18 protein-coding genes are annotated in these 20,226 nt (G+C 45.8%); 3 read left to right on the top strand and 15 right to left on the bottom strand.

Going from position 1 to position 20,226, the window contains the following annotated elements:
• Positions 1-159 precede the first annotated feature (159 nt).
• The 3 genes from EL84_RS26090 to EL84_RS26100 all read right to left on the bottom strand — a co-directional run bounded on the left by EL84_RS26090 (position 160) and on the right by EL84_RS26100 (position 2,371).
• Positions 160-1,233, bottom strand: coding sequence for a M24 family metallopeptidase (locus tag EL84_RS26090; protein ID WP_047843626.1), 1,074 nt, complete (start codon positions 1,231-1,233; stop codon positions 160-162).
• Between the two features lie 39 nt (positions 1,234-1,272).
• Positions 1,273-1,716 carry a type II 3-dehydroquinate dehydratase gene (gene aroQ / locus EL84_RS26095; protein ID WP_036614400.1) on the bottom strand — a complete coding sequence of 148 codons (444 nt, stop codon included), beginning with the start codon at positions 1,714-1,716 and terminating at the stop codon, positions 1,273-1,275.
• Positions 1,717-1,792: 76 nt separating this feature from the next.
• A complete protein-coding gene (locus EL84_RS26100; RefSeq protein ID WP_047843627.1) occupies positions 1,793-2,371 on the bottom strand; it encodes a YqhR family membrane protein in 579 nt (192 codons plus the stop codon).
• A 213-nt stretch (positions 2,372-2,584) separates the two neighbouring features.
• On the opposite strand from EL84_RS26100, the gene EL84_RS26105 reads away from it, so the two are divergent.
• Complete coding sequence (locus EL84_RS26105; protein ID WP_047843628.1) at positions 2,585-3,577, top strand: DUF1385 domain-containing protein; 993 nt, start codon at positions 2,585-2,587, stop codon at positions 3,575-3,577.
• Between the two features lie 5 nt (positions 3,578-3,582).
• Complete coding sequence (locus tag EL84_RS26110; protein WP_047843629.1) at positions 3,583-3,915, top strand: hypothetical protein; 333 nt, start codon at positions 3,583-3,585, stop codon at positions 3,913-3,915.
• 61 nt (positions 3,916-3,976) lie between these two features.
• On the opposite strand, the gene EL84_RS26115 is transcribed toward EL84_RS26110, so the two are convergent.
• From EL84_RS26115 to mntR, 3 genes are all read right to left on the bottom strand, one after another.
• Positions 3,977-4,978, bottom strand: coding sequence for a patatin-like phospholipase family protein (locus EL84_RS26115; RefSeq protein WP_047843630.1), 1,002 nt, complete (start codon positions 4,976-4,978; stop codon positions 3,977-3,979).
• A 91-nt stretch (positions 4,979-5,069) separates the two neighbouring features.
• A complete protein-coding gene (locus tag EL84_RS26120; RefSeq protein WP_047843631.1) occupies positions 5,070-6,680 on the bottom strand; it encodes a family 10 glycosylhydrolase in 1,611 nt (536 codons plus the stop codon).
• Between the two features lie 210 nt (positions 6,681-6,890).
• The gene (gene mntR, locus EL84_RS26125; protein ID WP_036614415.1) at positions 6,891-7,319 is read right to left on the bottom strand and encodes a transcriptional regulator MntR; all 429 of its coding nucleotides are present in this window, start codon (positions 7,317-7,319) and stop codon (positions 6,891-6,893) included.
• A gap of 192 nt (positions 7,320-7,511) precedes the next feature.
• On the opposite strand from mntR, the gene splB reads away from it, so the two are divergent.
• Complete coding sequence (gene splB, locus EL84_RS26130) at positions 7,512-8,582, top strand: spore photoproduct lyase (RefSeq protein ID WP_047843632.1); 1,071 nt, start codon at positions 7,512-7,514, stop codon at positions 8,580-8,582.
• Positions 8,583-8,729: 147 nt separating this feature from the next.
• Here splB and EL84_RS26135 read toward each other — a convergent pair whose 3' ends face one another.
• From EL84_RS26135 to nagZ, 9 genes are all read right to left on the bottom strand, one after another.
• Positions 8,730-9,443 (bottom strand): cytochrome c biogenesis CcdA family protein, encoded by a 714-nt coding sequence (locus tag EL84_RS26135; RefSeq protein ID WP_036614418.1) that lies wholly within the window; start codon positions 9,441-9,443, stop codon positions 8,730-8,732.
• A 49-nt stretch (positions 9,444-9,492) separates the two neighbouring features.
• Positions 9,493-10,296 carry a metal ABC transporter permease gene (locus tag EL84_RS26140; protein ID WP_047843633.1) on the bottom strand — a complete coding sequence of 268 codons (804 nt, stop codon included), beginning with the start codon at positions 10,294-10,296 and terminating at the stop codon, positions 9,493-9,495.
• Between the two features lie 52 nt (positions 10,297-10,348).
• Positions 10,349-11,107 carry a metal ABC transporter ATP-binding protein gene (locus EL84_RS26145; protein ID WP_047844418.1) on the bottom strand — a complete coding sequence of 253 codons (759 nt, stop codon included), beginning with the start codon at positions 11,105-11,107 and terminating at the stop codon, positions 10,349-10,351.
• 99 nt (positions 11,108-11,206) lie between these two features.
• Entirely contained in the window at positions 11,207-12,253 is a 1,047-nt protein-coding gene (locus EL84_RS26150) for a metal ABC transporter solute-binding protein, Zn/Mn family (RefSeq protein WP_082219134.1), read from the bottom strand.
• A gap of 226 nt (positions 12,254-12,479) precedes the next feature.
• Positions 12,480-14,504, bottom strand: a complete 2,025-nt coding sequence (gene metG / locus EL84_RS26155) for a methionine--tRNA ligase (RefSeq protein ID WP_047843634.1) — start codon at positions 14,502-14,504, stop codon at positions 12,480-12,482.
• 502 nt (positions 14,505-15,006) lie between these two features.
• Positions 15,007-15,258 carry a membrane protein insertion efficiency factor YidD gene (yidD, locus tag EL84_RS26160; RefSeq protein WP_017687565.1) on the bottom strand — a complete coding sequence of 84 codons (252 nt, stop codon included), beginning with the start codon at positions 15,256-15,258 and terminating at the stop codon, positions 15,007-15,009.
• 2 nt (positions 15,259-15,260) lie between these two features.
• On the bottom strand, positions 15,261-15,725 hold the full coding sequence (locus EL84_RS26165) for a Fur family transcriptional regulator (protein ID WP_017687564.1): 465 nt from the start codon (positions 15,723-15,725) through the stop codon (positions 15,261-15,263).
• A gap of 337 nt (positions 15,726-16,062) precedes the next feature.
• Complete coding sequence (locus EL84_RS26170; protein ID WP_047843635.1) at positions 16,063-18,318, bottom strand: stalk domain-containing protein; 2,256 nt, start codon at positions 18,316-18,318, stop codon at positions 16,063-16,065.
• Between the two features lie 275 nt (positions 18,319-18,593).
• Entirely contained in the window at positions 18,594-20,222 is a 1,629-nt protein-coding gene (gene nagZ, locus EL84_RS26175) for a beta-N-acetylhexosaminidase (RefSeq protein WP_047843636.1), read from the bottom strand.
• Positions 20,223-20,226 lie beyond the last annotated feature (4 nt).

Consider the following 20,226-nt stretch of genomic DNA (forward strand, 5'->3'; position numbering starts at 1 on the left):
CCCAGATTTTTTTGATCCCATTATCAATGGGAAAATCCGGTGATAAAGGCGAACGCTTCGCTTCTTCAGATTGGTTCTGCACTCTCCGTTATGGTGAAATTTCTTATTTTCAATTTAAATAACACATTAAAAATCGTCTTATATCCCTGTGGCTGTAATTTAGCCGATTACGGTGAACTTCTTGTCCGACTTCGTGAGAATATGAATACCCGTCTCGGTAATCACTACGTCATCCTCGATACGCACGCCGCCAAGCCCGTCAATATATATACCCGGTTCAACGGTAACGACCATACCCGGTTTCAATACATCGTCGCTAAGCTTGGACAAGCGAGGAGCTTCGTGAACTTCCATACCCAGACCGTGGCCTGTGCTGTGTCCGAATTGATCTCCATATCCGTGACCTGCAATGATATCACGAGCCAATGCATCTGCTTCCCGTCCGGTCATGCCCGGTTTCAGGTTCTCCAGCGTATGTAACTGAGCTTCCAGTACAATGTCATAAATTTTGCGCAGTTCAGGTACAGGTGTACCTATTGCAATGGTACGTGTCAGATCTGAACAGTATCCGTCCAAAAGTGCACCAAAGTCAAATGTAATTAACTCATTTTGTCCGATGACCTTGTTGCTCGCTACACCGTGAGGCATAGCAGAACGTTCACCCGATGCTACAATGGTGTCAAACGAAGAGGACGTTGCTCCATGCTTGCGCATGAAAAACTCCATCTCCAGATCCACTTCACGCTCCGTCATACCTGGTTTTGCAAACTGCAAAACGTGGCTGAACGTGGCATCCGCCAGATCTGCTGCTCTCTGCATAACCGCGATCTCATCTTCATCCTTGAACATACGAAGTTGTTCCACGATCCCGGATACAGCTTTCAGTTCGATAGATTGAAGTGCTTCAGCATAAGCGGAATGCGTGCCAAATGTGACACTATCCTGCTCGAAGCCCACTTCTTTGATATTTGCGGATGCCAGTAGTTCACGCACTGTATCCATCGGCTTGGCTCCATGCTCCACAACGGTGAATCCTTTGGCTTGTTGAGGCGCTTGTGACATATAACGGAAATCAGTCAGCAGATATGCATCCTGTTCCGTAATCAGCACATATCCCGCCGAGCCTGTAAAACCCGTCATATAACGACGGTTAATCGGGTTTGTAATCAGCATTGCAGTGAGTTCATGCTCACGCATGGCTTCACGCAACTTATTTACTCGTTTGTTTTCCATCGGTAACCCTTCTTTCTCTCACATTCCCGGGTTCCCGGCTCAGGTTTGTTTGTCCAGATGACGCACAAGAGCCAGCAATCCCAGTTCATAGCTTACTTCGCCAAATCCGGCAATCTGCCCGATTGTTTCCGCTGCAATCACTGAATGATGTCTGAACGCTTCGCGTGCATGAATGTTGGATAGATGTACTTCCACTGTAGGGACTTTTACAGCATTGATTGCATCACGTATAGCATAGCTATAATGGGTAAATGCTCCGGCATTCAGTATTATTCCGTCTGCCTCACCCATCGCTGCATGAATGCGGTCAATGATGTCCCCTTCATGGTTCGATTGATAAAAAGCGATGGAGACGCCAATTTCATCAGCCTGTCTGCGAATTTTGTCCTCAATATCCTTCAGACTAAGCGTTCCATAGATGCCCGGTTCTCGTACACCAAGCATGTTCAGGTTCGGACCATTGATCACAATAATTCGTTTCATCGCTGCTCCACCCTCTCTGCAAATAACCATCTGCTATTTTAACACAGGCATTGCCGGATTGAGAAGCTTTTTTGCGCTATGCCCCCGCTTGCTCCGGCTCGCGTTTGCGTTCGTCCGTGTACTCCATGGCTACCGTGTAACCAATGAACAGCCCCCACAGCAAAAAGAAACAGAGTTCCGTGATGATTGAATCCCACGTTAAACCGTTCAAAGGTTTCATCATCCCCAGTTTTGGTCCGACCAGTATAAAGAGAATCAGCCACCAGACGATTCCATATACCATGCCGGGTAACGGTCCTTTCAGTTTTCTAATCGTGAACGTGTAGAGTAAGGATGCCAAGATGGAAAAGACGATAAAAAACAGCCAGCCTGTCAAATGTCCTGCTGCGGTATATATATATTCATGTTTGAAAAAAGGCTCGGCCAGAAATCCGACAGGTACAATCGTAAAATGCAACAGATAGAATAGCCAATGTAGCCCCCCCCAGATAAAACCGGCAAAGAAGCCAAGCTCTAATGCAAAGGAAAATGGCTTCGTATAGTAGTGTGCTTGACCTTGCCTCTGGGTAGGGCGCCTGCCCTTGTCTTTTGACTGCCGTTCTTTCGGACGTTGACCTTCATCTTGTGATGTATCTTCATGCTTACGTTCTGTCATCGATATTCTCCTTCATTCAGTTGATAATCCCGCATTATGCCTCGAATTTCCGCTCCAATTCTACGAGGTAGTATGTTCAAAACAGGACAATCTTAACAACATCCTTCAAGGTTTGACTCACAAACTAGAAATTGGTCTCAAAATTCGATACAATAGGGTTATTAAACTGCCTTTGATCGCGAAGGCCTAGAACAGAATAGGAAGGTGAATAATTTGCCTCAACAATCCAAGCCTGTCAGCTATGGGGGGCAAGCTGTCATTGAAGGCGTAATGTTCGGTGGGAAACATGTCAACGTTACAGCTGTTCGTAGAAAAGACGGCGAAATTACGTATCTGGAAGTTCCCAAGCAAGACAAGTCCTGGGTCATGAAATTGCGGCGGATTCCTTTATTACGCGGAATTGTCAGCATTATAGATTCAAGTGTCAAAGGTAGCAGACATCTCAATTATTCTGCTGACGCCTATGCTGATGATGAACTGGAACCGGAAGAGAAAGCCAAGCAAAAAGAGAAAGAAGGTTCGGGCTGGAGCCTTAGCATGATCATTGGTGTGACCGCCGTTGCCATCCTTTCATTCCTTTTTGGTAAAGTTGTGCTCACATTGCTTCCTGTTGTTATCGAGAATTTTCTATTCAAAAATGCATTCGACAATCAGTTTTTGCATAATTTACTGGAAGGCGGCATTAAGCTGATCCTGTTACTCGCTTATCTGTGGTTAATCTCACAGACGCCGATGATTAAACGTCTCTTCCAGTATCATGGAGCGGAACACAAAGTAATCAGCGCACATGAAGCTGGTGAAGAACTGACACCGGAGAACGTGCAAAAGTACAGCCGACTGCACTACCGTTGCGGAAGCAGTTTCATTATGTTGACTGTCATTATTGGAGTGTTTCTATACTCTCTCTTCACGTACGATAACCTCTGGGAACGGATGGGTCAGCGTCTGTTGTTATTGCCAGTTGTGCTAGGCATTTCTTTTGAACTGTTAAAGCTCACGAATTCAGTACGTGATATTCCTGTACTGCGTTATCTCGGATACCCGGGATTGTGGCTGCAATTGCTGACAACAAAAGAACCGACCAACGAACAGGTAGAAGTATCCATTGCTTCGTTTAACCGCATGCGTGAGTTGGATGCCAAGCTTGCCAATGTCTCTGCTACGTCAGAAGTACCTGTTGCAACACTCGATCCTGTGAAAGGGTGAATGATATGAACAAGCAGGCAATCTTATTTTGGACGTTCATCGCACTAGCTGCTGTTGGAGTCTTGACTTGGGTGGGGAACGCTAGTCCATCCAGGATCATTATTCCTCTGGTCGTGTTCGGAGCCGTATTCCTGCTGTACAAATATCCGCCTCGTCGCTGGGCAAGCAAAACCAAATCACCAAAGATCAAGCCATCGGCACGAACCATGGCAAAAGTCAATGCACAGTCCAGTGCCAGAAAGAGCAGCGGCTCTTCTAAGAAACGCAAGGATTATCCTTTCCAAGTGATTCAGGGACAAAAAGGTAAAAGCGATGAAGATATACCGAAATTTCATTAAAAGTTACTGATATACAAAAAAAGCAGTTCTCCCAATATGCGGAGAATTGCTTTTTTCGCGTTTATACAGGAATCAGAGGCGGAGCTTCTGCCTGTTTCTTGCGCAATTCTTTTCTTTGTTTGTCCAGCTGTTCATCATACACTTTCATATTCCACCCGTTGAAAAATTCACTCCCTGCGGTAGTACCTGATCGATATAACGCCGTGCTGTCCTGTAACGATAAATGAAATTGCGTTGGTTTAATCCCAAGCGTTGGTATCTTCACTGTCCGAAACCGGTTAATCTGTTCAATATAGCGTTCATCATGTGCTGTGAGCATCGTCTCTACAAGGGCCTGAAGCATGCTTAGCGGTCCTTTAATCCGGGCAGGTTCCACTTCCGTCTTCCCCACCATTTTGAATCCGACAACCGGAATGACGTCTCCTCCTCGTTCCGAACGATCACCATCGAAGAGCCACAACGGAAAATTGCTAAGCAATCCACCATCCACGACATACACAAACTGATCTTGAAAAGGAAGTCCTTTGGAGAATACTGGTGATTTACGTATGACTACCGGATCGAAAAAATACGGGATACTGCAACTCATACGAACCGCCTTTGCAACATCCAGCTTCGCAGGGTCAATGCCGAACCGCCGAATATCGTCTGGCAACACCAGAATGGTCCCATTGGATATATCGGATGCGGTAATAAGCAACTTACCTTGTGGCAAGTCAGCGAATGTGCGAATCCCTTTCTGCTCCAGCATCTTGCGAATCCATGATTCCAGTGCCTCCCCCGAATACAGTCCTTTCTTCAAGAACAGCCTTGTTGCCGGTCCGATCCATCGGGTATTAAATATGGGGGAACGACGAAGCAATGAAACAAAGGGGGTATTCTCAATAATGACTTTCATCTCCTCGGCCCTGTAACCAGCCGCTAGCAGAGCAGCTACAATGGAACCGGATGATGTGCCTGCCACTCGATTAAACTGAATGCCGCAGTCTTGAGCACCCTGCACAGCACCTGCAAGCGAGATCCCTTTGACGCCTCCACCTTCAAACACCGCGTTAATTAACATAACAAAAAACCCCCGTTCTCCAGGCAGCCACGTTTCTACTGCCACTCTATGAGAACAAGGGTTTGTCTTATCACTGTATTGTTAAAATGTTTTATAGACCATAGTAGGCTTTTAATTTGGCAATCAAGCCGAGAGGGTTCTTCGTCAAGTACTGTGAACTAAAGAATATATCCCCTTTGACCGAACCATACTTCTTGTTGTAGTTCAGCTGATCGATGATCTCCTGTGATGTCTGCCAGCCAATTTCCGGCGTACCTAACTTATAAGGCGAGTGGCCGATATACAATTTTACATTTGTGTTAGCCACTTCATTCGCCCACCAGTCCACGACTTTGTCGTATCGGGCTACGTTCAATGTCATACTCCAATATACCTGAGGGGCAACATAGTCAATCCACTCCTGATTAATCCATGTCCGCACATCTGCATTCATGCTGTCATACGCGGTTACTCCTGCTTTGGTATCAGAGCCTGTCAGATCAACAGATTTGTTACGCCATACACCAAATGGACTAATTCCATATTCAACGTTAGCTTTCACGCTATGAATGCTCTGCCCGAGCTGCTTAACGAACTGATTGATATTGTCCCGACGCCATTCAGCACGGTCTTTAGTATTTAATGTGTTGTAAGTTTTGAAAGTTGCATCATCATTAAAAGTCACATTGGACGGATAGAAATAATCATCCAGATGTACACCATCAATATCATACTGATTGACCACTTCCATGATCGTATCGATAATATGCTGTCTGGCTTCCGGGATACCCGGGTTAATGTACATTTTGCCGGATGCATTCACAATCCAGTCGGGATGAAGCTTCGAGATATGGTTTGCAGCCAAGTTTGATGTACTTGCTGAGTTCGTTGCTCTAAACGGATTAAACCAGGCGTGGAACTCCAGGCCCCGTTTGTGTGCTTCCTCAACCATAAACGCGAGGGGATCATAACCTGGATCTTTACCTTGTGTTCCTGTCAATACGCTGTTCCAAGGTACCAGACCTGAAGGATAGATGGCATCCCCATTGGCTCTCACTTGGACAAATACGGCATTAATGCCCATACCTTGCAACGTATCTAGCTGTTTCGTATACTCCTGTTTTTGCTTCTCTACATTTCCCTTGGCACCGGATGTAGGCCAGTCTCCATTCACAGTGGAAATCCAGGCTCCCCGCATCTCTTCAGAAGCTGGTACAGTGCCCGTGCCTCCAGGCTCAGCTGGGGTTACCGGGGTTGGTTCAGGAGTTGGGACTGATTCGTCTCCTGTGTACAGATCAATGGTCTGGGCAGCCTGATTCCAGTTCACTCGAATGCCCAGGTTCTCACTGACGAATCGAATGGGTACCATGACCCGACCTTGTTTCAATTCGACCGATGCATCCAGACCAACTACAGCGTTATCCACCGTCGCCTGCTGGCGTCCGCTCGTCATAGAGATGACCGAATCGGATTTCTGAATGGTCACGGTACGAGTAGCTTGAGACCATAGAACAGACGCACCCAGTCCTTCGCTAATAACACGCAGAGGCACCATCGTTACATTTACTTTGGGCAAGATGTAGGGTGATACATCCGATTCCAAACGGTTGCCGTCTAGAAAAATAGCGATTTCCTTCTGCCCGGCCGCTTGTGCCGTCATACCTGCTGTCTGTAATCCAAGTACAAAAATGAGCAGCAGCATCAATCCTTTACGAACGTTCATTAGTGCAGTCCTCCAAAATCATTATAAATTTGCGGTAAATTCTACTAGTTTAATAGACGCTCCTACCGTTCGTTTAGTTGCGAAAATCACCAAATTATGGTGTGATTGCACACAAAAAAATGCTTCCTGCCATTGAAACGGCAAGAAGCATCCTTTGAATCACGGGATACGATTCGTTGTATATCACCATGTGTATTCCACTGCTGAAACTTAAGATTCTGTATTACTCATGACATCCTGAAGGTTTTTGAGGTCACGCAACCGGCTCTCATCCTGACGGAAGTATTCAACCAAGGACTCGATGCATGTAATGGAGTCCCAGCTCAGATGATGTTCAATGCCTTCAACATCATTGTAGATATTTTGTTCCTGAACACCAATCGTTGTCAAAAATTGTTCAAGCAGATGATGGCGCTCCATCAAACGTTTGCCCATCTTTTTGCCTTTTGGCGTAAGCACCAGTCCGCGGTACTTTTCATAGATCAGGTACTCGTCTTTGTCCAGCTTTTGGATCATCTTCGTCACCGATGAAGGATGTACTTCCAGTCCTTCAGCTATATCAGACACACGAGCATAGCCCTTTTCATCAATTAATTTGTATATACGCTCCAAATAATCTTCCATACTGGGCGTTGGCATCTGCTTCCCTCTTTTCTCTCTGACCGGCCCCTATTCGTGCCTGGTCCCTATCTTATAATGATACATGTTATCAATACGCATTGGCAAGTCCTGTACAGTTCGGAGCGCGCTGTTACACAAGTAATTGGCAGGCGTGACTTCTCCCCAAATGAGGCAAACTAAGCAAAGTTCCGCATCGAAAGGAGTGATTTCGTGAGTACAAGTGTAGCCTCACCGCCAGTTCGTAAAGCAAAAGGTACTAAACCCTTTATTCCCGATTTGGTGTATTTTGAACCCGGTGCGTTGGAATATGATAAGGGCAAACGGATTATGGAGTGGGTGACATCCAAAAACATACCTTATCAGATGACCACATCCCATAACCGAATCACAAACTTGCCGGGTGAAACCGAACAAGAAAAATATCGAATGGCAAAGCGAACTCTGGTCGTTGGTGTGCGCAAAACACTCAAGTTTGACCAGTCGAAACCTTCAGCGGAATATGCCATTCCCATCTCTACCGGCTGTATGGGGCACTGCCATTATTGTTATCTTCAAACTACACTTGGTGCGAAACCTTATGTCCGTGTCTATGTTAATACCGAGGAGATCATTCAGGCAGCCAAAGGGTACATCGAAGAACGCGCGCCTGAAATCACACGATTTGAAGCCGCCTGTACATCTGATCCCGTAGGACTCGAGCATATCACGGAGAATTTAAGTGACCTGATTCGTTTTATGGCGGAAGAAGAATATGGGCGCTTGCGATTTGTAACCAAATACCATCACGTTGATCCGTTGCTGAACATTAAGCATAACGGCCACACCCGTATCCGGTTTAGTGTCAATTCGGATTATGTTATCAAAAACTTTGAACCGGCTACCTCCAGATTTGAGGAACGCATTGAAGCTGCTGGCAAAATTGCACACGCCGGTTATCCCCTTGGATTCATTATCGCTCCGATCATGTGGTATGAAGGCTGGGAAGAAGGATACTCGGATCTGTTGCAGAAGCTGGCAGATACACTTCCAGAGGAAGCAACCAAGGATCTTACCTTTGAGATGATCCAGCACCGTTTTACCAAAACGGCCAAAGCAACCATTGAGAAACGTTATCCTAAAACCAAGCTGGAGATGGATATCGAGAAACGTAAAATGAAATGGGGACGCTGGGGTCAGTACAAGTATGTGTATAAGGATGACCAGCAAGATGCGCTGCGCGAATTCATTACGGAACGGATCTTTGAACATTTCCCACTAGCCAGTATTGATTACTTCACCTAAACGAACAACAGGATTCCCCAAAATCATATGCAGTTAAAAGCATTCCTAACAAACGATTAAAAAGCAGGTTACATGACCCAGATTGACTCTGGTAACATGTAGCCTGCTTTGTCATGCATTTTTAAAATTCAAATTCAGTTCATCCGTTTAAATAATCATCCAGTCTGGTGTAATCTGCTGCAACCAGATCGTAATCTTCGTCATCTGATCTGTAAAAAGCAATACCCCAAGGAACAACATTAATGCTCCCCCGACTTTCATCATGACATTGGAATACCGTAAGATCCAACGTGTTGAACCGATGAAAAAGGCCAAAATGAAAAACGGGATTGCAAACCCTGCCGTATAACCTGTAATCAGCGCCAGCCAGGTTGTGGGCTCACTTGCAGCCATAGCAATGATTGCTGTTAGAATAGGGCCAATACACGGCGACCAGCCTGCTGAGAAACCGATACCAAATATAAAAGAGCCCAGATAGCCTGCAGGTTTCCATTTCATATCCAGCTTGCGTTCCTTCATCAGAAACTGTGGCTTGAACACACCAAGTAAAAACAACCCCATAAGCATAATCAGAATCGCAGACAATTGCCGAATCAGTTCACGGTTATCATTGAAAAATTGGCCAAACAGTCCGGCACCCAGGCCAAGCGAATAAAATACAGCCGAGAAGCCTAAAATAAACGCCAGCGTGTGCGTCATCGTCTTAAAACGGACTTCTCGCTGATTGCGGTCATCCTTCAATTGTTGCACCGTCATACCTGTAATGTAGGAGAGGTATGATGGATACAACGGAAGACAACATGGTGATATAAATGAGACCAAACCTGCTACAAAAGCCATCCATACATTAACATCAGGCATGAAGCGGATGTCTCCCTTCCCCGGGCTCTCGTGCTTGTTCGTTTAGCCGTCAGGCTCGGAACCCTTTTTTTCCAATCATCGTCAGAATCAGCATCATGATCAGCAGTAATACAATCGTTGCTCCAGGTGCGAGGTTCCAGATACCTGCTACAACCAGTCCAAGGACTACGGCAATTTCGCCGATAATCACGGACAAGATAATGGCGGATTTGAAACTCCGGGCCATCAACAGGCTGACCGCTACCGGGATGGTCAATAGCGCTGACACCAGGAGCGCACCGACAATCTTGATCGCCGTGCTTATGACAAGTGCTGTCATCACAGTGATTAACATGTTCAGAATTCTCACAGGCAACCCTGTAACCGCTGCCGCATCTTCCTCAAAGCTGAGCAGGAAAAATTCCTTATGTAACAATGCCACTACAATCACCACGATCAGCGTAACCACACCTACGAGCTTCAGATCCGTAGCGTCTAATGTATATATACTGCCGAACAAATAACTCATGACATCTGCATTATATCCTTTGCCCAGCGTAAAGAACAAGGAAGCAAGAGCCACGCCACCGGACATGATAATGGCAATCGATAATTCGGCGTAACTCTTATACGCTTTGCGCAATTTCTCTATCGCAAATGAAGCAAGCACGGCAAATATCAAGCCCACCGCAATGGGATACACTTCAATCAGGAATCCAAGTGCAACACCGGCAATGGTCACATGAGACAAGGTGTCTCCGATCATGGATAACCGCCGCAAGACCAGAAACAGTCCGATTAACGGAGCGGTAATGCCAATTAACAATCCACCCGCCAGGGCACGCTGAAAAAAATCACTCATTAATATTTCCAAAACAAACACGACTCCTTCGGCCTTACTCTAATCTAATGGGCCATAAATACGGCTAGCGTACCTGTGCAGTGGTATGTTGCAGATTGGTCTCAGCACATTCCTGTACCTCATGCGAATGACGGACATGAAAATTAATTTTGCCATTCGTTACCACAGCTTCAGAACCCAGATAACTCTCCATCCGATCCATATCATGAGACACCATTAGAAAAGTCATTCGGTGATGTTCATGCATATGCGTAATCAGTTCAAAGAAACTGGCCTGTGATTCAGCATCAATACCTACGGTAGGTTCATCCAGAATCAACAGATCAGGGTGATTGATAAGCGCTCGTGCCAAAAATACACGCTGCTGCTGTCCGCCAGACAATTGACCAATACGTTTGTTCGCCAGATCCTCGATCCGCATGACCTGCATCGCATCCGTGCACTGTTGCTGACATTTGCGAGACATACGACGGAACATGTTTTTGTTATTATACAAGCCTGACATGACCACTTCACGAACGGTCGCAGGAAACAACGGGTTAAATGCATTCTTTTGAGGCACATACCCGATTCGGTCCCAGTCCTTGAACCTGCGGATCGACTGTCCGAATAGTTTGATATCTCCCTGCGCAGGAGGAAGAAGTCCTACCAGCATGCGCAGCAATGTCGTTTTACCCGCCCCATTGGAACCGATAATCCCGACAAAGTCCCGTTCCTGGGCCATAAAATCGAGATTCTCAATCACTCGCTGGTCCCCGTAGGAAAATGATAGTTTCTCGATCTCTATAATTGGATCATGACATAGTGGCATGATTTGCTGCATGGCAAAGCCGCCCTTCATTATATATAAGAATCCCATAGCGTCCTAAGAGCCTTCACCGTGAACGGTAAAGACTCTTCGATCTGAATTCTTCATTATATCTTATTTTAATGCGATCAGCAGATTTTGCAAATTTTTCTCCATGAGGGTGAAATAATCATCCCGGTTTGTTGCCTGCTCCTTGGTCAATCCCTCAACCGGATTAAGGACCATGGTCTCCACTCCTGCTTCACTTGCCAGTGTTTTCGCCAATTTGTCAGATACCAGCTCTTCGAAGAAAATGTATTTAATGCCCTCATCTTTAACCAGTTTCGCAAGCTTCACAATATCCTGTCCTGTCGGTTCAGCATCCGGGGAAAGTCCCATAATGGCATGCTGGGTTAATCCATAATCACGTGCAAGGTAGCCAAACGCTTGGTGCGAGACAACAATCTCGTTGTTTGGTACGTTAGCCAATTCATCTGTAAAACGCTGATCCAGCGTCTCAAGCTTCGTACGAAGCTCTTCATAACGTTGTTCGTAACCTGCTTTGTGATCAGGGTCTGCCTCAACCAGACTATTTTTGATGTTTTCAGCCATGATCATGGCTGATTTCGGACTAACCCACGTATGTGGATCAATATGATGATCAGCGACATCTTCACTGGTAGCCTCATCTGCATGCTCGTCTTCGTGCTCTTCACCGTGACCGTGCCCATCATCACCCTCAGCAGTTAACAGTTTAACCCCTTCGCTAACGGCAACAGACTTCACCTGTGTATCGCTATTCAGCGACTTCAGGAAATTTGGCACCCATCCTTCCAGTCCAGCTCCATTATAGAGAAACAGCTGTGCCTTGGACGTATTAACAATATCCTGACTCTTCGGAGTCCAGTCATGTGGCTCTACTCCCGTTGGCAGCAGGTTAATAACATTGGCATCCTCACCACCGATTGCAGTCGTAAAAGCATATACAGGATAAAATGTCGTCACAACGTTTACCTTGCCTTCCACAATCTTCGCACTATTGGAACTATCCTGCCCACAAGCTGACAATATCAGCAAAGTGAGAATAAGCAAACCCGTCCACAGTAACTTCATGTTGCCTCTTTTGCTCGTATTCCCTATCCGGTTATCCTGAGCTTGATGTTGCACTTTATAAAATGTCATTATGATTCACTCCGCATCTCTTAATCGTAAACATTACTGAAAGAATTATAGGTAACCTGAACCTACTTGTCAAGCTATCCCGTCCTATTCATTCTTTCCTGAAGTACGGAGTTCATAACAGTATATGCTTGTTCTCTTCCCGTCAGATACGAATTATATCAACAAAAAAAGGGGCCCGAATTACATCGGGCCACCTTGTGTCATTTTTATGACAGAATTTGATTTCTTATTTCACTTGTGCGCCATTAGGCATGTTGTCTGGTACTGTTGCCAGTGTAAGTTGGTCGCCATGGGATGCTGCAAGGATCATACCCTGAGACAATTCACCACGAAGTTTCACCGGTTTGAGGTTCGTGACACAGATGACTTTGCGTCCAACCATCTCTTCTGGCGAATAGAACTTCGCAATTCCAGATACGACCTGACGCTGCTCATAACCCAGATCGAGCTGCAATTTCAGCAACTTATCCGCTTTTTTGACCGGTTCGCAGGCAATGACTTGCGCGACATGCAGTTCAACTTTGGCAAAATCGTCAATACCGATCTCTTCCGTACCTTCAGGTGCGGTTACCGGTTCAACAGCTGCTGAAGTTCCAGCATCTGTTTGACTTGTTTCAGGCTGTGCTGCTTTTTGGCCACCAGTCATTGCTTCGGAGATATAAGCAATTTCCTGTTCGGAATCCAAACGTGGGAAGATTGGATCACCTTTTTGCAATGCGTTTCCAGTTGGAACCAGACCCCATTGCTTAGCTGTATCCCAAGCCGTAAGTTCACCTTCCTGAATGCCGAGCTGTGCCCAGATTTTATGAGGAGCACGTGTCAGGAACGGTTGCAACAAGATGGAAGCAATTCGCAAGCTTTCGATCAGGTGAGCCATAACGGATGCCAATTCATCACGTTTTGCTTCATCACGAGCCAGCGCCCATGGCTGCGTCTCATCAATATATTTGTTGGTGCGGCTGACAAACTGGCTGATCGCTGTCAGTGCTACGGAAAACTGCAGGTTTTCCATCGCCTGTTCCACTTTTTCCACCGTAGCATGGCCTGCTTCTTCCAGCGAAGCATCAAATTCCGTTACATTCGATGCAAACGCAGGGGCTTTGCCTTCAAAATATTTGTCTACCATGGCAACGGTACGGTTCAACAAGTTACCCAGATCGTTTGCGAGGTCGGAGTTAACACGTTCTACGAAGCTCTCTGGTGTAAAGGTACCATCGGAACCAAACGGTACTTCACGCAGCAGGTAATAACGCAGTGCATCGAGACCGTAACGGTCAATCAGAGTCACTGGATCAACGACATTACCTTTGGATTTGGACATTTTGCCATCCTTCATCAACAACCAGCCATGTGCAAACACTTTCTTCGGCAAAGGCAGATCCAATGCCATCAACATAATTGGCCAGTAGATCGTATGGAAACGAACAATTTCTTTCCCTACCAGATGTACATCCGCAGGCCAGAACTTGTTATACAGGGATGCATCGGATGAACCGTAGCCCAGTGCTGTAATATAGTTGGACAACGCATCAATCCACACATAAACCACGTGTTTTGGATCACCTTTAACTTTGACGCCCCATTCAAATGTAGTCCGCGATACGGCCAAATCTTCAAGACCTGGCTTGATGAAGTTGTTGATCATCTCGTTCTTACGGGATTCCGGCTGAATAAAGCCCGGGTTCTCTTCATAATATTTCAACAAACGATCTGCATATTTGCTCATACGGAAGAAGTAAGATTCTTCTTTGACCAATTCAACCGGGTGTCCGCTATCCGGGCTCTTGGCCGAGATAATCTCACCCTTCTCATTTTTCTCTACATCCACCAGTTGAGTCTCCGTGTAATACGTCTCATCCGGAATGCTGTACCAGCCTTCGTACTCACCTTTGTATATATCTCCCTGTTTCAGCAAACGGTCAAAGATATCCTGAACAATGGTTTTGTGACGTTCTTCGGTTGTACGGATAAAGTCGTCATTGGAAATGTCCAACTTGTTCCACAGTTCCTTGATCCCCACAACGATATCGTCGATAAAAGCTTGCGGTGTCTGTCCTTTCTCTTGTGCCTTGCGCTCAATCTTCTGGCCATGTTCATCGGTTCCTGTCAGATAATGAGCATCGTAACCGCGTAGACGCTTGTAACGAACCATCGCATCTCCCGCCACAGTTGTATACGCATGCCCAATATGCAATTTGTCACTCGGATAATAAATCGGGGTTGTCAGATAAAATGTTTTTTGGTCAGCCATGAATGACTTCTCCTCCTTCAAATGTTCCTGCTTCATGTGATCCCTTCGTCCAAAACAACTAAAAAAGAACACAAAAAACTCCCGCCCCTATGGGACGAGAGTTGCTCTCACGTGTTACCACCCAAATTCCCCATGTTTTTCGCAAAACACAGGCTCTGTCGGTCCTTCGACCGCCCATTAACGCTGGATCACGCCTCAGCCTTACGACAACAGCTCTGAAATCACTGTCTGCACGCTCGAAAGAGGTTCCTCCGGGACCATATTCCATCCTCCTCCCAGACCGGTTCTCAGCTCATCCGGCTCTCTGCACTGGGGGTGTGTCTGTACTTATCCCTTCACTGGAAATCATATAGAAGTTGTTCAAAAAGTTAAAACTAGACTTATTGAACTCGCATATATAGGAAAAATATACTGAAATGCGGACCCCTTTGTCAAGTGGACAGCATACTCAAGTTCAATCCTGGCCTGCTTCCAGGCCACCAGAATACTTCAGGCAACATCGTTACTCTGATACCATCATAGACTTTTCCGCCTTTGGTGGCACCAGATCTACACCGCCTGGATGAAACGGGTGGCATTTGGCAATACGTTTCGCTGTTAACAACGAACCTTTGAGCGCACCGTGCACTTCAATCGCCTCCATGGCGTAAGCCGAACAGCTCGGATAGAACCGACATGTTGGCGGTGTTAATGGAGAGATATAGTTGCGGTACACCCGGATGGGTGCCTGAGCAATTCTGCGCGATAACTTCATGGTCAGTGCTTCCCATGAGCGTGTGTATGTCCCGATGCCGCTTTGGCCGGAGCATGCTCTGCACAGTCCTTGCAATATCCAAATACTTCGAACTTGTGGTCTACAACCTGAAATTGCTCAGGCGCATCCGCAAGCTGCATCGGGCAAAAAATAATAGGATATGTCTTCTGACACTTCAGACAGATCATATGATGGTGATGATGATCTTCACTACAGTGCGCTTTGAATTTAACGCCATCTTCGAAGATGACCTGTTCCAGTACACCCAGTTCCTGCATCACCCGCAAATTACGATATACTGTGTCAAAACTCAGTCCGCTGTAAGTCTTACCCATATATTCATAGACGTCCTTGGGTGTAAGATACCCCGGAGACTCGGCAAATAACCGGGCCAGTGTTTTCCGCTGATCGGTAATGCGAAGCCCCTGTGAGGACATGGTTGAAATAATCTGTTCTGTCGACAGCATGATCTAAAGCACCTCCTGTCATACGAGCATTTTGCATCATTCATAGAGCGACAGTTATTCGGCAAAAGTTAAAACTTTTGCTTTCTTGTATACCTCTAATAATGCATCAAATTACGATTAGAGTCAACGAAGACACCGGGTTAGGTCATTCCAACATTACATAAAAAGGACTCCATGCACATGCATTGCCATTAGTCTAGCTTGAGCTAATGACATTACATTTTGATGGAGTCCCTTCCTGACGGTTCAGATGATCAAACGTTCGGGCGACTTTTGGGGTGAACGGGTATATATGATATAAGCTTTCACTCCAAACCGTCCGTGCAGGTTCATATTATTACTTTTCAGCCGGAAGCGGCGTGAACAGCAGGTTAACAGGCAAGTTACTTCCTGGTGCCGCCGAGAAGAGAATGGTTACACTCTCGCCGTACGAACCTGTGCGATACATAACACTTTGCTCATTAGGTGCAGTTACAGATTTACCTGTGGAAATCTGAACGACCTGTCCATTCACGAGTGCCACACCTGAATATCTGCCTCCACGAGGGTTGAATGAAATCAACGTGCGCGGAGCAACATTATTCAATGTAATTTTGTACAATACACCGAAGTTACCTGCGTTGGACGCTTCAGTGAAAGCCATAGGGTCCGTTCCCACAAGGTTTGGATCACTTGCATTGTCTCCAAGTGGAAGACGTGCAGGTTTCGACCCTACTTCTTGATCATACGTAATGATCCGTGTTGCATTTGGATAGGTACCACGGTTGTGAACTCCATCACGATCCAGAACCGGCAGGCTCGATAACACTTCCATCGGGTCCTTGTTTTCTTCGATCATGATAATGTTGTAATCCAGTTCATAGTCACTGAATACATCCGAATACAAGGAAATGACTTGTCCCTGTTTCATCGGAAGAACGCTCAGATCATTAAGAATCAGCTTGCTTTCTCCTGGCTGGATGTACACTTTCTTTTGTCCGGTACCATTCTGCATGGACTGGAACCAACGGTCAATGGACAGCTTTCCAGCTACCGTTGCAAAAGGAGACGGTCCTGCAAAACCCATGTTTTGCTGGTCAATGGACGCCGTGTATGCATTGTTATTTGTCGCTACAACATACATTTTTACGCTTTTGCCCGTGTTGTTCACATGGTGAATCATGAAACGTGTCTGTCCAAAGGAAGATTCCTTGTACACAATACCTTCCGTATTCACGGTTTCAGGGCTGTTACTGCGGATCAACAGACTTGGTTCATCATAATAAGTGAAAGGTACTTTCTCCAATGCCGGTACTCCACCACCGTCAAAAGTGAACTTCTCACCGACTGGTGTGAACAATTGATTAAAGTCAGTCACACTATAAAGTGTTTCTCCCGTAATATTGATCATCTTGGTATAGCTATCGCTAGCACCATGTTTATCGGTAACTGTAATCGTTACGGTCTTCGGTCCTGGAACAAAGAATGCAAGTGCATTGTTATCCCATTCTGTTTTTACAATTGCGTTCTCATCATCTGTACTTTGATCAATATAAGTGATTTTCTCACCCATTTTGTATTCTTCTTTATCTGTCGTAAACATCGCGACAGGTGGCAGATTTGGTCTTTCAACCTTAATCGTAACCGAATACGGATCGCTCCATTGACCACTTGAATCCTGGACCGCATAGGTTACTGTGTATACACCTGGTTGGTCGAATGAATCCTGACGGCCTGTCCAACGCTCATCTACAATGCTGAGTCCCTTGGGAGAGCTAGATCTGGTTGTGTAGGTTACCTGGTCTCCGGCAAAAACCTCTTTTTGTACCGTGAAGCTTGCCACCGGTTTGGTACTCAGATTCAATACAACCGTTTTGGCAGATTGGTTTACTTTATACGTAATGTCCAGAGCCAGTGTAATTGAAGTCAACGGCACCATGAACGTATTTTTTTGTTGATAAGCCGCGCCCTTCATCGTTCTGGACACACCATTAACGGTATAGATCTTGCTGTTTGTTTTGAAACGCAGCTCATCTTCACCACTAATAATGATCGTTTCTTTAGTTGTGTTATCATATTTAACATCATAGCCAACCCGATCAACGAGAGCACGGATCGCTACATAGGATACACCATTTTTTACAGCCATCGGCTGTCCAGCAAGATATGTTTTGCCATCTTGCATCATTTTATTACTGTTCATATAAAGAGTGAGGTCTCCACCCCGGCCTCCAGCAACAGATGAACCGCCTGTAGATGGTTGCTCCACTTCGACTGGTGCAGGTGCTGGTGTTTCCTCAGCTGTACCTTCTTCGTCCATAGGTTCAATTACCGGCTCAACAGGAGTCGCGTCTGTTCCTGTAGGAACATCTGTCTCAGGAGGGTTCACTTCTTCAGTTGTTTCATTATTTGATGTTGGAGTGTTTGTTCCGGATTTCACTTCGGATTCCGCAATGGTCTGTTCTTTCTTCACAACCTCCACGGATTTAACTTTGGCTGTATTCACTGATGTAGTATCGCTCTGATCTGCTGATTGTGCATTGGCAGGAATCACTGCAAACGCCTGAAACACAGCAAAAGCGGTAAGTATGGACAATTTCTTCTTCAAATTCATTCTTTGTCTTTGGCTCCTTCTGCTCCCATTTTATAAATATCCCCCTCAAAAAGTCATATTATTAGACGCTTGGAACCGGGAAAAGTTGCTAAAAAGTTAAGAGGAGAATTGTAAACTTTTAATAGAAGGAAAATACTATGAAAATAGTTATCTATCAATTATCTTTTTGGCATTCATATTCCAAAATTAACCAATAGAAAATTCCAACAAAAAAATCTCTCCAGGAGATGGTCAATCAGCACCATATCGCAGAGAGATGTAAGGATTAAATAGTTCTAGCGCAAACGGACAGGTAGACTTCCTGTTGGTTGCAGTCCACCGGTTAACACATGGGACAGTACCCGAACAACTGCAGGTGTATTCTCATATGTACATACATAACTACCCGGCCTCGAGATCTCCAGCAGATCATATGGATTGCGTAGAGCAATTACAATCAGCGAATGATTTTTACTAAGCTTTTCAACCAAAAACTGTTGCCTTTTCGGAAGATGACCTGCCGATGTGTACGTACATACGATAACTTGTTCACTATCTGACACATCAGCCAATATCCGATCTGTTTCATCATAAGTGGGCTGAGTAGTAATTTTGTGCTCACGAACTCTGCCTCGCAGCTGCGATAACGCCATACCCAACGATTCTGTATGGGACCATGGTTCATCCACCTCTGTCCGTTGCACAACCTCAGGCCAGATGACATATACGCCCTTCTCTGGGTCCAACGGCAACAGCCCATCATTATGAACGATGGTAATACTGCTTGAAGCAATCTTGAACAACGTCAATTCGTTGGGCTCAGTGGGTTTAGTGCAATCAACAGGTTCAACATCGGTTGCTTCGACCGTTTCACTCGCTTTCGGCGAAACCAGATGATCATTCTGCTGGCCACAGCGCTTTTTTTTCCATGTCATAATGCGTTCAACCGCCTGATGAATAACCTCTTCCGAGATCCGGCCCGTTCGAACTGCTTCCACAATGGCTTCCAGCGCAGCAACCTGATCTTGCAAGGTATGACTCACCAGAATCAGATCTGCTCCTGCCTCCACAGCACGAATAGCAGCTTCAGCTACCCCATAGGGTTTGGATATTGCATGCATTTCAAGACAGTCTGTAATAATAATGCCTTCAAAACCCATTTCCTCACGTAGCAGACCCGTTAACACCTTATGTGACAACGTAGCCGGAATGGGCTCGGGCTCAATCGAAGGGAACATCACATGAGCTGTCATAATAGCATCAACTCCGGCCTCAATCGCCTTACGGAACGGTAACAACTCCATCTGTTCCAGCCTGTTTCGATCATGAGGTACCGTAACCATACCAAGATGAGAATCTACAGCGGTATCTCCATGTCCAGGAAAATGTTTGGCAGTAGCAGCTATGCCCTGTGATTGATATCCGGTGATGGCTGCTACGCCATGAGCGGCCACACTTTCAGCATGTTCACCATACGAACGCACACCGATAACCGGGTTAAGCGGGTTGTTATTCACGTCGACCACTGGCGCAAGGTTCATATCAATACCGATGTTTTTTAACTCACGACCCAGAATTTGAGCACACTCCAGAGTATATTCCGCATTGCCTGTCGCACCAAGCGCCATATTACCCGGCACTTGGGTCATTCCCTCTTGGTCAATCCGTGCAACCATGCCACCTTCCTGGTCCACCGAAATCATGAGTGGTAGAGCCCCTGCTTCAGCAGACATCTCTTGCAGTTCGGCGGATAGCCGTGTCAATTGATCTACACTTTCGACATTACGCCGGAAATAAATGACACCCCCGACGTGATAGTCACGGATTAAACGAGTAATCTGTTCATCTGCGTGCTGACTGTGAAATCCACACATCAACAATTGTCCTACCTTTTGCTCCAATGTCAGATCATTCAAGGGTTTCATTCGA

Origin of the sequence: Paenibacillus sp. VT-400 (assembly GCF_001029205.1) — a bacterium.
Taxonomy (GTDB): domain Bacteria; phylum Bacillota; class Bacilli; order Paenibacillales; family Paenibacillaceae; genus Paenibacillus; species Paenibacillus amylolyticus.